At 43.0% G+C, this 16627-nt stretch carries 14 protein-coding genes; 12 read left to right on the forward strand and 2 right to left on the reverse strand.

The features are described from left to right. The gene (locus B808_RS06030; protein ID WP_009166533.1) at positions 1 to 453 is read right to left on the reverse strand and encodes a YueI family protein; all 453 of its coding nucleotides are present in this window, start codon (positions 451 to 453) and stop codon (positions 1 to 3) included. 95 nt (positions 454 to 548) lie between these two features. Beyond that, complete coding sequence (rpsD, locus tag B808_RS06035) at positions 549 to 1154, reverse strand: 30S ribosomal protein S4 (protein ID WP_009166534.1); 606 nt, start codon at positions 1152 to 1154, stop codon at positions 549 to 551. Between the two features lie 326 nt (positions 1155 to 1480). Between rpsD and ezrA the strand changes: the two genes are divergently transcribed. From ezrA to yfmH, 12 genes are all read left to right on the forward strand, one after another. After that, on the forward strand, positions 1481 to 3196 hold the full coding sequence (ezrA, locus tag B808_RS06040; RefSeq protein WP_035422502.1) for a septation ring formation regulator EzrA: 1716 nt from the start codon (positions 1481 to 1483) through the stop codon (positions 3194 to 3196). Between the two features lie 46 nt (positions 3197 to 3242). Then, complete coding sequence (locus tag B808_RS06045; RefSeq protein WP_009166536.1) at positions 3243 to 4388, forward strand: cysteine desulfurase family protein; 1146 nt, start codon at positions 3243 to 3245, stop codon at positions 4386 to 4388. A 22-nt stretch (positions 4389 to 4410) separates the two neighbouring features. Beyond that, positions 4411 to 5634 carry a tRNA uracil 4-sulfurtransferase ThiI gene (gene thiI, locus B808_RS06050; protein WP_009166537.1) on the forward strand — a complete coding sequence of 408 codons (1224 nt, stop codon included), beginning with the start codon at positions 4411 to 4413 and terminating at the stop codon, positions 5632 to 5634. Between the two features lie 284 nt (positions 5635 to 5918). After that, entirely contained in the window at positions 5919 to 8582 is a 2664-nt protein-coding gene (locus tag B808_RS06055; protein WP_035422503.1) for a valine--tRNA ligase, read from the forward strand. Between the two features lie 70 nt (positions 8583 to 8652). Then, positions 8653 to 9942 carry a bifunctional folylpolyglutamate synthase/dihydrofolate synthase gene (locus B808_RS06060; protein WP_035422504.1) on the forward strand — a complete coding sequence of 430 codons (1290 nt, stop codon included), beginning with the start codon at positions 8653 to 8655 and terminating at the stop codon, positions 9940 to 9942. A gap of 118 nt (positions 9943 to 10060) precedes the next feature. Then, positions 10061 to 11065 carry a rod shape-determining protein gene (locus B808_RS06065; protein ID WP_035422537.1) on the forward strand — a complete coding sequence of 335 codons (1005 nt, stop codon included), beginning with the start codon at positions 10061 to 10063 and terminating at the stop codon, positions 11063 to 11065. A 60-nt stretch (positions 11066 to 11125) separates the two neighbouring features. Further along, a complete protein-coding gene (gene mreC, locus B808_RS06070) occupies positions 11126 to 11971 on the forward strand; it encodes a rod shape-determining protein MreC (RefSeq protein WP_009166542.1) in 846 nt (281 codons plus the stop codon). A 12-nt stretch (positions 11972 to 11983) separates the two neighbouring features. Next, positions 11984 to 12514, forward strand: a complete 531-nt coding sequence (gene mreD, locus B808_RS06075) for a rod shape-determining protein MreD (protein WP_009166543.1) — start codon at positions 11984 to 11986, stop codon at positions 12512 to 12514. Positions 12515 to 12519: 5 nt separating this feature from the next. After that, complete coding sequence (locus B808_RS06080; RefSeq protein WP_009166544.1) at positions 12520 to 13197, forward strand: septum site-determining protein MinC; 678 nt, start codon at positions 12520 to 12522, stop codon at positions 13195 to 13197. Positions 13198 to 13199: 2 nt separating this feature from the next. Next, positions 13200 to 13997 (forward strand): septum site-determining protein MinD, encoded by a 798-nt coding sequence (gene minD, locus B808_RS06085; RefSeq protein ID WP_009166545.1) that lies wholly within the window; start codon positions 13200 to 13202, stop codon positions 13995 to 13997. 57 nt (positions 13998 to 14054) lie between these two features. Beyond that, on the forward strand, positions 14055 to 15317 hold the full coding sequence (gene yfmF / locus B808_RS06090) for an EF-P 5-aminopentanol modification-associated protein YfmF (RefSeq protein ID WP_009166546.1): 1263 nt from the start codon (positions 14055 to 14057) through the stop codon (positions 15315 to 15317). Then, positions 15310 to 16599 carry an EF-P 5-aminopentanol modification-associated protein YfmH gene (gene yfmH / locus B808_RS06095; protein ID WP_009166547.1) on the forward strand — a complete coding sequence of 430 codons (1290 nt, stop codon included), beginning with the start codon at positions 15310 to 15312 and terminating at the stop codon, positions 16597 to 16599. The genes yfmF and yfmH overlap by 8 nt, the downstream gene beginning before the upstream one ends. Positions 16600 to 16627: the final 28 nt, after the last annotated feature.

Consider the following 16627-nt stretch of genomic DNA (forward strand, 5'->3'; position numbering starts at 1 on the left):
TTATTTATGAAATAAACGTTGCCAAATTGATTTATGGGTAGCAGGTTGCGCCGAAGCCGTTGTGGTAGCGGAAGCTTTAAAGGCAACTTCAGCTAGATTAATGGCATGATCTGCAGCAATTACAATTGCATTTTTATCAGGAGCAATTGCATAAATTTGATCAGTTTTGAGGGTGAATTTAACGTTATGCGTTGTTGCTAATTTCAGGTAGGGGGATTGTTGCTCAGGGGAAAGGTTTCCATTGATGAGCATGACATAGTCTGGATGATCATTAATTACCTGTTCAGCGGCGGCTAAGGCTTGGGGATTGGTTATCTGACTGACTGTAATTGTGAGAGCAACCCGTTCTCGAAAAGTTCCCAGATAGGTTCGCTGCTCGTCGGGATTGATTTTGGGAGTTGTCCCATTCATTGATTGTTCTAACCGATTTTGAACTTCATCTGCGTCTGCCATAATTATTAAGCTCCTTTGAGGTGGTTTTCTTAATTGTATCATTAACAACAAAAAAAGCGGACTCGATTGAGAGCCGCTTTTTTGCTGAGTTCGACTTACCGGTTGTAGAATTCAACCACTAGCGAAGTATCAATATTAGCGTTAAGTTCATCAGGCTGAGGGAAGCGAGTCAATGAACCTTCGAGCTTATCAGCATCGAAAGAAACAAAGGCAGGGCGACTAATAACGTCCTTAACTGCTTCTTGGATGATGTTAAGATTCTTGGATTTTTCTCGAACGCCGATAACTTGGCCAATCTTCACTTCATAAGAAGGAATATCAACTCGTTGACCATCGACGGTAATGTGACCGTGGTTTACCAACTGTCGTGCTTGACGACGAGTAGTTGCTAATCCCAAACGATAGACAACGTTATCTAAACGCCGTTCCAACATAATCTCAAAGTTATCACCATGTCGGCCTTCTCGAATCTTACCAGCAGTTAAGAATAGAGAGTAAAACTGCCGTTCGGTTAAACCGTACATGTAACGCATCTTTTGCTTTTCCCGAAGTTGTAAACCGTATTCGGAAATGTTTTGGCGCCGACCTTGACCATGAACACCAGGAGCATAAGGACGACGTTGTAATTCTTTTCCAGTACCTGAAAGTGAGATACCTAATCGCCGAGAAATTCTCCAGCTTGGACCTGTATAACGAGACATAAAAAAATCCTCCAATAAATAATTTGGAGTAAAATAACCAATGTACACTTAGTATTCGTGCATATCGCTTGGGATGTTCACCACAGCAGCCGATGTGGGTACTAATCAAACTATCGGGTTGGATAGCAACGACATGTTGACGACCTTACCATGTACTGCTGCATTATTTTACACATTTACAATTTTATAATTACAAACAATAAAAGTCAAATAAGGGCTTGAAAACCGAGTTGATTTAAAACTATCTGCTGGTTGACGGCGGATTTATGATATAATCGGCATTAAAGTAGTAACTCAATATCTTTATTAAGTAAGGTTGGGAAAACATGCTAAATGTAATTATTGGGATTCTAGTGATTATTGTCATTATCTACCTAGCAGTTGTGATCTATCAGCGTCGTTCTCTGAAGCAGGTAACGGCAATGGAAGGGGAACTGAATCGGTTGCGCAAGTCACCGGTTGTTCACGCCCTTCATCATGGACAGCAACTGGGATTAACCGGTCCAGCCGCTCAACAAGTTCAACAGGAGATGGCCCGATACGAACAGCTATCAAAAAAACAGTTCCCTAAGATTAAACAAGAGCTAGCTCGCACACAGCGGGCAACGCGTGGGCTCAATATTTTGCAGACGCGTGATGACTTGGAGCTAGTTCGTGGCGACTTGGAGCAGGCAGCTCATGAATTAGACGAGATTCAGGCCACGGTTACGCAGATAGAGGCAGTTCACGAAAAGCACCGCCAAGCGGTATCTGATTTAGAGCAACGCTATCAAAAGCTTCGCAAAGAGTTATTAACTAAAAATGCTGCGTTTGGTCCGGCCATTGATGCACTGGAGGGTAAACTATCGCAGCTGGAAACGGCCTTTTCTGATTTTTCCCAATTAGCTCGGGATGGTGAACAGGAGGAGGCTGAGCCCAAACTTAACACGTTGGAAACGGAGACAAGTGAGCTAGAAGAGCTTGTTAAGCAGTTGCCGGCGTTGTATCAGCTCAATCACGACCAGTTTCCCAAGCAACTAGCAGAGATTTCTGATACTTATCAGCAAATGAAGCAAGCTGGATTTGCCTTTGTGGATGATGATTTTTTGGCAACCATCCAATCACTCCGACAGTTGATTGCAGAAAACAATGAGAATATCAAGCACGTGGATCTTGAAGTGATTAAAGATCAGGATGATGAGCTTGAAAATGCAATTAATAGTCTGTACGATCGTTTGAGTGTTGAGTTGGATGCCAAAAAAATAGTTGATCAGAAGTCACCAGTACTGACCGATTTTATTGCTCATGCTCAAAATCAAAACCAGCTGTTGGTAGCAGAACTGGATAAACTTAGTCATAATTACACTTTAGAGCATGGGGAACAAGCAGCTGCACAAAAGTTTGCACAGCAGTTGCAAGCAATTAGTGATCAGCACCAGCAGGATTTGCAAGCAATCGCTGAAAAGCAGGCGATCTATTCGCAAATTTCAAATCGGTTGGAGCAGGCACAACAGGAGCTCACACAGATTGAAAAACAACAAATTGCCGTGAATGATTCCATTGCGGACTTGAGCCAAGAAGAACGAGATGCGCAACTGGCATTAGATCATTTGACTAATGATTTACATGGGATTCACCGGCGCATTGAAAATTATAATCTTCCGGGGATTCCAGATGATTATATTGATTATTTTACGATGGTTAGTGATGAATTACAGCAGTTAGAACAAACAATGAAGCAGGCTAAGCTCAGCATGGACGATGTTGGTAAACAACTTCAACAAATTCGTAAGGATCGGGACAGTTTACAAGAAAAGACCGATGATTTACTCGACCAAGCTCGATTAGCAGAACAGGTCATGCAGTATGCTAATCGCTACGCTACTAGCCAACCAGACATTGCAGAGGCTCTCAAGCAAGCTAAGCACTTGTTTGAAATTAATTATCGTTATCGCGATAGTTTAGCAACGATGGTAAGTGCACTTGATAAAGTAGAACCGGGAGCTTACCGGCGCTTAGAAAACAATTATTATCGCAACAAGCCAACGACCACCAATAGTTAAGCAAGCCAGGCTGATTAGCCTGGTTTCGTTTTGAAGTGAGGAAAATATGATTTATTTTGATAATAGTGCTACCACCAAAATTGCTCCCGCAGTTCTTCAAACTTATCAGCAAGTTAGTGAAAAGATTTGGGGAAATCCTTCTAGTTTACATGATTTTGGTGAACAAGCTCATCAATTGTTGCAACAGGCTCGGGCTCAGATTTTTGATCAGTTACACCTACATGCAGGTCAAGTGTATTTTACCAGTGGCGGTACGGAGGGAGATAACTGGATTATTAAGGGAACGGCGTTAGCAAAAGCTTCCTTTGGGCGGCATATCATTACAACCCAGGTCGAACATGCAGCAGTTTTAGAATCAATGCACCGATTAGAGCAGTTCGGGTTTGAAGTAACCTACCTTCCGGTTGATAAAACTGGTCGGATTCGACCAGCGGATTTGCAAGCAGCGCTTCGTTCTGACACGATTTTAGTTTCAATTATGGCGGTTAATAATGAGATGGGGGCTGTACAACCGCTACTAAGCGTTGCTAAAATTTTACAGCAGTATCCTAAAGTTCATTTTCATGTGGACGCCGTTCAAGCGCTAGGCAAGCAACTGGATCAGGTGGTCTTTAATGATCGCCTTGATTTCGCCACCTTTTCCGGACATAAGTTTCATGCGCCACGAGGGGTTGGTTTTATCTATGCTCGGAATGGACGGACTCTCGTACCATTACTTGATGGTGGTGGCCAAGAAATGGGGCAGCGCAGTGGCACAGAAAATTTGCCAGCGATTGCGGCATTATCCAAGGCGGTTCGATTGTTAAAAACGAATGAAGCTGCTAAAGTAACACAACAACAAGCAATTCGGACGTGCATTTACCGCCACCTGCAAACCTTTTCTAAAGTGGTTTTGATTTCTGGTTTGTCAGATGAATTTGCACCACACATCTTGTGTTTTGCGATTCGCGGAGTTAAGGGAGAAACGGTTGTACACGCCTTAGAAGAACAAGGTATTTATCTCTCAACCACTAGCGCTTGTTCTTCGAAAAAAGGTCTTCCTTCCACTACCTTAGCAGCAATGCATTTGGATCCGGATGTGATTAACGGTGCCGTTCGGATCTCTCTAAGTGATCAAAATGAACTGGAAGAAGCCCACCAATTTAATCGAGTCTTTGATGGATTGTACCAGCGGTTCGCAGCATTAAGTTAACTAAAAGAAAGGAAGAATTGAGTTGAAATACAGTGAGATCATGGTTCGCTACGGTGAATTATCGACGAAGGGAAAAAATCGGCGTGACTTTATTCGGCAGCTGGGTAAAAATACACACCTAGTTTTGCGAAGCTTCCCGACTCTAGAAATCCAACCACGGCGTGACCGTATGCACATTATTTTGCATGATGAACCGGTTAAACCAGTTATGCAAGCCGTAAGCAAAATTTTTGGAATTGAAACATTTTCACCAGTGGTAAAGCTAACTGCGAATGCTTCTTTAGCGCAAATTCAACAAACGGCGTTGGAGTTGGTGCAAGCAGAATTTAAACCTGGGAAAACATTTAAGGTTGCTACGATTCGGCAAAATAAAAAATACCCACTAAATACTTATGGGGTTGACGATGGGGTCGGCGGCTATCTTACCGATCAGATTTCCGGATTAAAGGTTGATTTGCACGATCCAGATATTACTGTACGAATCGAAATTCGTTTAAATGGAGTTTACTTATCTTGTCAAACCATTGCTGGAGCGCTAGGATTGCCAGTTGGAACTGGTGGGCGGGGCACTATGATGATGTCTGGTGGCATCGACTCTCCCGTTGCGGCATATATGGCCATGAAGCGGGGCGTTAAGATTGATATGATTCATTTCTATAGCCCGCCGTATACCAGTCCCCAAGCACTAGCTAAAGCTAAGGATTTAACGGTCAAACTAGCCGAATTTGGTGGTACCATTGATTTTATTCAAGTACCCTTTACGAAAATTCAAGAAGAGGTCAAAAAAGCAGTTCCAGCCGGGTATCTGATGACCATTCAAAGACGGTTAATGTTAAAGCTAGCAGCAGCTATTACAATTGATCGCCATTGTAATGCAGTTTTTACTGGTGAGTCACTGGGACAAGTTGCTTCTCAAACGATTGAGAGCATGCGGGTAATTAATGAGGTTACTAATCTACCAGTGTTGCGACCATTGCTGTCGTTAGATAAAACAGAAATCATAAAAATTGCTCGAACAATCGATACCTATGATTTATCCATTCTTCCATTTGAAGACTGTTGTACAATTTTCACGCCACCAGCCCCCAAAACCAAGCCAGATTTAACTAAGACTTTGGAATATGAGCAGCGGTTAGATCTTGATGGACTGCTTTCTGAGGCGTTAGCTGGGATTGAAATCAAAAAAATCAACGTGGGTGATGACTATTTGAATGGTGAACAGGATGTTTTTGCAGAACTCTTATAGTAGTTGACACTGAACGGTAATTTGCGTATATTTAGAACAGATTAATGGCTTTGATCAAGAGGGTTGACTGGTTGATTTTTAGCGAAAGGGTGATGGTGAGAGACCCTGATTTCAGTCTGAAACTGGTTACTTGGGAGCTGTCAAACAATCGTTTTGCTTTGACCGGGTTTCGACCGTTATTCGAACTAGAGTTGGGATTAGCTGATAATCCAATTTAGGTGGTACCGCGAGCATTCGTCCTATTCTTAGGAAGAATGCTTTTTATTTTTTACGAGGTGAATGAAATGACAAAACCAGATGAGATGGCAACTAAGTTTGATCCCCAAACAGTTGAAGCGGGGATGTATCAGCATTGGCTTGATGAAGACGTTTTTAAACCAAGTGGTAATCCAGCAGCCAAACCATATTCAATTGTGTTGCCGCCCCCTAATGTAACCGGCAAACTGCACTTAGGTCACGCTTGGGATACGACTTTGCAGGACATGTTGATTCGGCAAAAGCGGATGGAAGGTTATGACACCCTCTGGATTCCAGGAATGGATCATGCTGGAATTGCCACCCAAGCAAAGGTAGAAGCAATGTTACATGAGCAGGGGATCTCTCGGTATGATCTCGGGCGAACTGACTTCATTAAACAAGTTTGGGCATGGAAGGATAAATTTGCACAAACGATTCATGAGCAGTGGGCTAAATTAGGATTATCGCTGGACTACCAACGAGAGACCTTTACCTTGGATGATCAAGTTTCCGCAGCAGTTCGCAAAGTTTTTGTTACGTTATACAATCAGGGGCTGATTTATCGCGCCAAATATATTATTAATTGGGATCCACAGGCTCAAACCGCGTTATCAGATATTGAAGTGGTACATCAAGATGACCAAGGGGCCTTTTACCATGTGAAATATCCATTTACAGATGGAACTACTTTTAACGGCAAACCATACATTGAGATTGCTACCACGCGACCAGAGACAATGTTTGGTGATACTGCTGTTGCAGTTAATCCAAGTGACTCCCGGTATCAAGAATTGGTGGGCAAGGAAGTAATGGTGCCGCTAGTCAATCGGAAGATTCCGATTATTGCAGATCACTATGTTGATCCTGAATTTGGTACAGGAATGGTTAAAATTACGCCAGCCCATGATCCAAATGACTTTAAAGTTGGAAAACGTCATCAACTCGCAGAAATTAACACCATGAATCCAGATGCAACTTTGAATGAAGCTGCTGGAAAATATGAAGGGATGGAACGGTTTGCTGCCCGAAAAGCGATTGTTGCTGACTTGCAAGCTGCTCATGTGCTATTATCCGTTGATCCGTTGGTTCATTCGGTGGGGCATTCTGAACGAACGGGAGTTCAAGTTGAAGCACGACTTTCAACGCAATGGTTCGTTAAAATGAAGCCGTTAGCGGAGGCAGCACTTGCTAATCAAAAGACGGATGATGCAGTAAACTTTGTTCCAGAGCGTTTTGAAAACGTTTTTAATCAATGGATGGAAAACGTGCATGATTGGGTTATTTCCAGACAACTCTGGTGGGGACATCGGATCCCGGCTTGGTATCATAAGAAAACGCACGAAATTTATGTGGGGGAACAGGCCCCCGATGATCCAGAAAATTGGGAGCAAGATCCCGATGTTTTAGATACGTGGTTTTCATCAGCACTCTGGCCGTTTACGACCCTAGGCTGGCCTGATACCAGTTCTGATTTTGAACGGTATTTCCCCACAGAAACGATGGTTACCGGTTATGACATCGTGTTCTTCTGGGTTTCTCGGATGATTTTTCAAAGTCTGCATTTTACAGGAAAGCGACCATTTAAGAATGTGTTACTGCATGGGTTGATTCGTGATGAACAAGGACGCAAAATGAGTAAGTCCCTTGGTAATGGGATCGATCCGATGGATGTAATTGAAAAGTACGGAGCGGACGCCTTGCGTTGGTCGTTGTCGACAGGAACTACGCCTGGTCAAGACGAGCGGTTTAGTTACGATAAGATGGATGCTTCGTGGAAATTTGTCAATAAAATCTGGAATGCCAGTCGTTATGTGATTATGAATCTCGGAGATTTGCAACAACCACAGCTCCCAGCTGCATCAGATTGGAATCTTGCGGATCGTTGGATTTTAGCACGACTTAACCGAGTAATTGGATTAGTTAGAACCAATTACGATAAATTTAATTTTGGTGAGGCGAACCGAGCTCTTTACGATTTCATTTGGAATGATTTTTGTGATTGGTATATCGAGATGAGCAAGGAAACGTTGACTGGTGACGATGAACAAGCTAAGCAAAATACTAGAAATCTACTGGCTTATATTTTGGATCAAACGTTGCGTTTGTTACATCCAGTGATGCCTTTTGTCACAGAAAAAATCTGGTTAAGTATGCCCCACACCGGTCGTTCATTGGTGGTAGCTGCTTATCCAGATCAGCAGCAACGATTTGTTAATCAAACAGCTGAGGATGATATGGAACACTTGATTGAGGTCATTAAAGCGATTAGAAACATTCGTGCTGAGGCCAATGCCCCACTGAAGCGTCCCGTTGACATTTTGATTAAAACTGATAATGCTAAGTTACGTGAGGTTTTACAAACGAATCGTGAGTATTTGGATCGCTTCGGTCACCCTCAAAAGTTAGTCATTGCAGATCAGGTAACGGTGCCAGACTTAGCAATGACTGCCGTGGTTACTGATGCAGAAATTAGTATTCCGCTAGCTGAACTGGTAGATTTAAAGGAAGAAGCTACGCGGATGCAAAAGGAAGTTGCTGAATTTACAGCCGAAGTGCAGCGCTCCAAACGAAAATTGGACAATCAGCATTTTGTCGAGAATGCGCCGGCAGATCTTGTGGCGGAGGAACGTCAAAAACAGACCATCAATCAAAATAAATTGGTGGCTGCTGAGCAACGGTTAGCTAAGATTAAGGCTGCCATTGCGAACTAGTCGACAGACCATTACAATAAGCCTAGCAGAAAGTTGCTAGGCTTATTTTTAGTATCAGGAGGATTTGCTCATGATTAATGATTACCAAGCAGCGCTTGCTTATATCCATGGGCGTCCGCGATTACAAAAAGACAGCAGTCAGCGGCGGATTGGACACTTGCTAGCGCAGCTGGGACATCCAGAACATAATGTTCGGACTGTCCACGTCGTGGGTACTAATGGGAAAGGTTCAGCGACGGCCTATTTATCCCGCTTACTGGCAGCAGTTTCGTTGCGGGTGGGTATGTATACCTCTCCTTTTTTACATCGATTTAACGAACGAATTGTTTTAAATGGGCAACCGATTCGTGATGACCAACTGGTAACACTGGTGCAAAAAATCAAGCCAATGATTGACGAAACCGAACAAACTGAGCAAACCTTAATACCCACTGAGTTTGAAGTGATTACGGCGCTGATGTATGAATATTTTGCTGAGCAGCGGGTTGATGTAGCCGTGGTTGAAGCTGGGATCGGTGGTCGTTCGGATTCGACAAATGTCTCTGATCAAGCAATTTTGACGATGATTACAACGATTGGAAAAGATCATATGAACTTACTTGGCCAGCACCTGGAGACGATTGCTGCCAACAAGGCTGGGATGATTCGTCCCAACGTTCCAACGGTTTGTGGTCAGCTTCCCCAAGCAGCGCTTGCGCCGATTATTCAGCAAGCGACAAGTTGTCGGAGTCGGTTGTTTTTTGCGCAACGTGATTTTTTGGTTCAGCCCCTAGGGTTACACCAGTTTCGATTTCAGAACCGCTCCGTCTGTTTAAGCGAGCTTGACACTAAGATGTTAGGCGATTTTGAAATGGAAGATGCAGGGATGGCTATCCAGGCTTTTTGGGTATTGAATGAACAATATCAATGGTTAGAGCGAGCACAGGCTGCTGCTTTGATTTATCAAGAAGTTCCAAAAGTGCGCTGGGGTGGAAGGCTTGAATTGGTACAAACTGATCCGCCGGTCCTGATTGACGGTGCTCATAATGTGCCGGCAATCAAGCGGGTTATTCAAGCTGTACAGCAATTTAATTACCAAAGCTATGAAGTAGTTTTTTCGGCATATGCTGACAAAGAAGCTAGTAAAATGTTGGAAGCGGTTCAAAAATTGCCAGCGGTTCATATTACCGTTACTAATTTGACGGATACCGAGCGGGCCACGGCGCCACTTAAATCTCAGCACGGGATAACGTATCAGGCCAACTGGCAGGCAGCCCTTAAATTAGCCCTGGTTAATGCTGATCATCGTCGTGATTGCGCGGTCTTAGTAACCGGCTCACTGCATTTTATTTCTCAAGTACGAACTTGGTTTTTGGGGTAAAGACCGCTGATTTGGCGACTGAAAAACAACCTAGCGTGATAAACATAATCAATAGCAATATGGTATACTGAAATTAATCATATGAAATTTAATAATTAAAGATAAAGGGATGAAAGCTTTGTTTGGATTAGGGACTAAAAATATCGGGATTGACTTGGGGACTGCCAATACACTGGTATATGTGGACGGCAAGGGAATCGTCTTGCGGGAACCATCGGTTGTTGCTCGGAACAATCACAGTGATGAGATCGTTGCAGTTGGTGATGAAGCAGAAGCAATGATTGGCAGAGCACCTGCCAGCATTGACGTAATTCGACCTATGCGTGACGGAGTAATCGCCGATTACGATACCACCGTGGCCATGTTGAAGTACTACATTGAAAAAGCACTCGGGGGACGTGGAAGCAAGCCATATGTAATGGTTTGTGTTCCCAGTGGGATCACAACGGTGGAAAAACGGGCGGTAATTGATGCTACCCGAGTAGCTGGGGCTCGTGATGCTTATGTGATTGAAGAACCGTTTGCCGCTGCGATCGGTGCCGGACTGCCCGTCATGGATCCGACCGGAAGCATGGTTGTTGATATTGGCGGAGGGACGACCGATGTAGCTACCATCTCGTTAGGTGGCATTGTTTCTTCTCGCTCGGTGCGAATGGCCGGAGATAAATTAGATGATTCGATTGTTTCTTACATTCGTAAAAATTACAATCTATTAATCGGAACGCCAACGGCTGAAAAATTAAAAGTTAAGATCGGTTCAGCTTCAATGGACGCCGCTAAAAAGCTGGGTAATGAAACTGTGCGAGGTCGTGATCTATTGACCGGCTTACCACGAGCAGCAGAGGTCTCTGCTGAAGCAGTTGCTGCTGCAATTCATGACGATCTACAAGAAATTATTACGACAATTAAAGAAACTTTGGAATCGACCTCTCCAGAAATTTCAGCTGATGTGGTTGATCATGGAATCGTTCTGACTGGCGGCGGTGCGTTGATCCAAAATCTAGCTGATATTATTTCAGATGAGACGCAAGTGCCGGTGACGGTAGCGCAAGACCCGTTAGACTGTGTTGCTAAAGGAACTGGTGAATCGCTCAAGAGCATTGAAGTAATGCAGAAAAAATAGTTTTAAATAGGCGGGGGCTCCCCGCTTATTTGTTTTATTATCGATTGTCAGGGGATGCTTATGCGTAAGTTTTTTTCGAGCCGGAACCTAGTTATTTTAGTAATTTGCTTGGTGTTGAGTATTGGATTAATTAGTGCGACGGCCGCAATGCGCTCTAGACGGGCGCGACCAACGTTGATTCAGCGAGTTAGCAATGACGTTGCTGGCTTTGGTAATACCGTGTTGAGTGTGCCTGCTAATGGAGTGGGAGGCTTCTTTTCCTCCGTTAGAGATTTATTGAATACCTATCAGGAAAATAATTATTTAAAATCACGGGTGCATCGACTAAATTCTACAGAAGTTCAGAATCAAGCTTTAAAAAGTGAAAATCAACAGTTAAAAAAGCAATTAAAATTAAATGCCACACTAACCGATTACAATAAAATTAACGCAACAGTGCTTAATCGGACTCCTTCAAATTGGCAACAGCAGTTAATCATTAATAAGGGTTCACTAGCTGGAGTGAAGAAAAACATGTCAGTAGTAGTTGATCAAGGGTTAGTTGGTCGGATTAGTGAAGTAAATGCTACAAACAGTAAAGTTGAATTAATTACCGATAGTGGTGATGACGCAAGTCGGTTTGCTGTTCAGGTAGCTGGCGAAAAGCAGACCATTAACGGGCTGATTTCCGGTTACAACAATGCGAACAGCGAGTTGGAAATGGGGAATCTGACCGCTAACGACAAGATTAAAAAAGGAACCCCGGTTATGACGAGTGGCTTGGGAGGAATTACTCCAAAGGGACTCTACGTTGGAAAAGTTACCAGTGTTTCTGGAACAGCTGGCGGGACTGCTTCCCAGATTAATATTAAACCAGCCGCTGACACGAAAACCATTACCGCTGTTACCGTGATTGAAAAGAAATAAGAGGGACAGTAAATGAAGAAGCAGATTAGGCAACAACTGTTATTTCCAAGCGGTTTGATCCTCGCCTTCTTTTTGGAAGGAATCATTATGAAACTGTTTTCGTCCAGTTTAGCGGGAACGTTCCCAATGGTTCCCTACTTAACGTTACTGTGGTTGATTGACGGAACTTTGTTTTGGGGTAGTCAACACGCTCGCATGTTATACTGGGCGGCTTTTTTGATGGGAGCTTGGTATGATTCCTACTTTATTGGGGTTATCGGAATTTACATGTTTATTTTCCCTTTGGTAGTTTATGTAACACGGTTGTTGTTGGTCTATGTTGATGAAAATTTGATTGGTGCTACGATGATTTATCTAATCGATATCATCATTGTGTTACTATTGGGATATGCAGGTGGTCGCATTGGTCATCTAGTTTATTTTTCTGGGATTCATTTTATGGCTTTTGCCTTTGGGCCGACGCTCGGCTTAAATCTGATCCTCTTTTTAGTGCTGTATTATCCAATCAAAAGATTGTTTGAATTCATTAATAATAGGAGTTAGAACCAATGAAAAGTGTTGTATTGAAGGGAACACAAACGGGTTTTCAGGTGACGATTAACGATGAGGCCGATTTTAAGGTGGCCAAAGCAGAGCTGGATGAACTCCTACAACAATTGTCACAAGCAAACGATTTTAAGCCGGGGCAACAAGTAGTTTTTGATATTCTAACTGGTAATCGGGCGCTTTCAGCTGACCAAAAGCAGGCTCTACGCGACTTAGTACAACAGCATGGTGATTTTATAATCAATCAGTTTACTGCTAACGTAATGTTAAACGATGAGGCCTACCATCTTCGTGATGAAAATCGGGTAACAATCATTGATCAAACCATCCGAAATGGCCAAGATTTGCGAATTAAGGGCGATGTCTTATTTTTGGGTCACATTCATCAAGGTGGTAAGCTGATTACTAACGGTAATCTCTTTAATATGGGAAAAGTTGAGGGGATTGTGCAGGCCGGTTTTCCGGTTGATGAAAGCAAGCTGTTGATTGGTCGGTTCCAAGATGCCCAACAGGTGCGAATTGGCGAGCAAATTGAAATCTTGGCTGATGAGGCAACCGCTGTGGCGACAGATGAGCAAACGGTTATTTATGTTAGTGATTTGCACAATATTGCTTATAGCAATTTAAATCATATTAAAGAAATTAGTCCCAAATTCTTTAGTCGCATTGGAGGAATTTAATAATGGGTGAAGCAATTGTAATTACTTCCGGTAAGGGCGGGGTTGGTAAAACCACAACTTCAGCAAACGTTGGTACAGCGCTGGCATTGATGGGTAAAAAAGTCTGTTTGATGGATTTGGATATTGGACTACGTAACCTAGACGTCGTATTAGGGCTAGATAACCGGATTATGTATGATATTGTGGATGTTGCCAACGAACAAGTGCCTTTATTTAAAGCACTAGTTAAAGATAAACGCTTTGATGACAATCTCTATTTATTACCGGCAGCGCAAAATACTGATAAAACAGCCTTATCCGAAGAACAGGTCAAAGAAATTGTGGCAGAATTGAAGCCAAAATTTGACTTTGTGTTAATTGATTGTCCAGCTGGAATTGAACAAGGATTCTTGAACTCGGTAGCGGGAGCAGATAGTGCGATTATCGTGACCACCCCCGAGATTTCAGCTGTTCGTGATGCGGATCGAATCGTTGGTCTGTTAGAAAAGCATCCCCTTCAAGAAGCGCCCAAGTTAATTATTAACCGGATTCGTCCAAATATGATGACGAGCGGAGATGTAATGGATATTGATGAAATTACTCATCATTTGGGCGTCGAACTGCTGGGGATTGTGATTGATGATGATAGCGTAATTGCAACTTCCAACCATGGAGAACCAATTGTGTTGGATCCCAATAACCAAGCTTCTCAGGGTTATCGAAATATTGCTCGTCGGCTGGTTGGTGAGACGGTTCCGTTAATGCAAATTAAGGAAAGTCATGCTGGCCTGTGGACGCGGATCAAACAGATTTTTAAATAATAATTGTTACTTTGATTCCTTTGGATTTTTCCGAGGAATTTTTTAATGGAGGTTTTTATGGAATCCCCGCAAACCTTGACTACGCATCTTGCCTTTAAAAATATCCCAAAATTTAAAAATATAACCATCATGGTTGATTTGGTTGCCCCGCTGGCAGTTGGAGAATTAGCGCCCCGGGCTGTTTTGGCCGAAATGCTGGATAATTATACGGCTATTTATGATTCAAAGCTTAAGGTAGCTCGGCATTTGGCGGAGTTATTTGGAGCGCAGTTCGGCGTGTCCGTTTTAAAAATGGGAGCACTGGCAGTAATTCGATGTTATTTTGTGGTGGCAAATGACGCTTATTTACCACAAAAAATTGATAGCTTAAACCAAGCAATCGCTTTTTTACAAACTGATATTACGGAGCCGCTTTTAGACCACAGTACTTTTCCCGCCCCTTTGATTCGCCTACACCGTCAAAACTTAGCTGCTGAAGTAGCGACCCTGACTGATCAAAAACGTTTGTATGCGAAATATCGTTTGTTACAGCTCTACTATGGAGCTACTACGGGGCAAGCGCACTTAATTACGGGAACTCCGGCTGAACTAGCCGCTCAGACGAGTATAACGGTCATGACAGCCTATCAACAAATGCGCCAACGGGATGCCAGTTATGTTTCAATTGTCGGACCACTGACTATTTCGCAACAACGCCAGTTACGGCAGCAATTTGCTTTTTTGGATCATGCCCAACCAGTTATGCATCCCTACGCAGCTCGAACAATTACAAAGGTGGTAGAACAAACGGAAACTGCCAAACAAGAGCAGTCACAGTTGGATTTAGCGTTTGCATTCCCAGTTCAAGTCGGAGATTTCGACTATCGAGCAGCGTTGGTTGCTAGCATGTTACTCGGGGGCTCGTCTTCAGCACTTTTGTTTCGAGAGGTTCGTGAGCGAGCCAGTCGGGCTTATTATATCAATAGTCAATTTCAGGTTTTACAGCAAGTTTTGTTAGTTGAAAGCGGAATTGATGCTGAGCATGTCGCTGAAGTCCGCCAATTAATCGAAGAACAGGTCGAGCGACTTAAAACGGGGAACTATCCCGAAGAATTATTACAGCAGGCGCAACAAAATTTGTTGGCAGAACGACAGAGTGGTGATGATAGTAAACGAGTGTTGGCGAATCGCCTTTTTTTACAAAGTTTATTAGCAACGAAGCAAACTACTTCTGATTTTGAAAGCGAAATCAAACAGGTTGATAAGGCTGCAATTGCGGCTGTTTCCCAAAAATTAACCTTGCAGACCGTTTATTTCTTAAGGGGTGAGGGACATGGTTAGCCATTTTTATCCAGAATTTAACACCACGGTGGTTAGAAAAACTCTGACTAATGGGCTGACGGTAATTTTAAATAATAAGCCGGGCTTTGCTACGACTTACGCCATGGTCACGGCCAATTTTGGAGCTGCTGATCGCTGGATTAATAGCGATGATGGACTGAAACGGGTGCCAGCCGGACTAGCTCATTTCATTGAACATAAATTATTCGACAAACAGCAGTACGATGTGGGAAACCGTTTTGCAGAATCAGGGGCTGACAATAATGCCTTTACTAGTTTTTCGCAAACGAGCTATTTGTTTTCTGCTACGTCAGCCATTAACGAAAACCTGGCCATTTTGGCTGATCTGACCTTGAATCCTTATTTTGATGAAGGCAAGGTTGCTAAGGAACAAGGAATTATTACCCAAGAAATTTTAATGTATCAGGATGATCCTAATTCACGGCTATACTTTGAAACGCTTGCCGGACTTTATCCAGAGACGGCTTTAAGTGATGATATTGCTGGAACTTCCGCTTCAATCCAAAAATTAACGCCCGCGTTGTTATATCAGACGTATGCGCAGTACTATCAACCGCGCAATCTGCAGTTAACCATTGTGGGTGATTTTGCTGAAAATAAGCTAGAATTAGCGCCTTTTGCCGTGCACAGAGCTGAAAATCCAGTGATTGACCAACACCAAAACCAGCAGTTACGGCAAGCTAGACGAGCGGAATTTGCTAGCGGAACAACGTTGGCCAAACAGAAATTCACCATGAAACTTCAGCGGCAAAAGGTGGCCCTTGGATTTCGTGGGCGTCAGCCCAAGCTTGCTAAACCTGAACTAGTTCGCCAAGATTTAAAGCTCAATTTCTTTTTAGATGCCGTTTTTTCTGAGGATAGTGCGATTTATCAGCAGCTTTATCAAACTGGGGTAATCGATGATACCTTCGATTATCAATTTGTAATCGAACCAGACTATCAATTTGTATGGTTAGCTGCAGATACTAATCAACCCCAGGTGGTAGTTAAAGAGTTAACCAAAGTATTGCAGCGAGCACTCCAGCATCCAGAGCTATTGACAAAAGAATTTGCGTTATTAAAACGAGAAGCTTTTGGAGAGCAGCTAACGCAGATGGATTCTGTGGCGGCACTTGCTAACCAATTAGGAAGTTTTACTGATGGGTATTTAAACATCTATGACGAAACCCGCTTGATTGGTGAACTTTCTTTTGCCGAAATGATTACAAGTGCTCAAGAATTTTTTGCAAATGCGCAAACTTCACAAACAATTATTGCTTAGATTATTTTTTTGCCTCTGATTGATATGT

The organism is Fructilactobacillus florum 8D (assembly GCF_000512295.1).
GTDB lineage: Bacteria > Bacillota > Bacilli > Lactobacillales > Lactobacillaceae > Fructilactobacillus > Fructilactobacillus florum.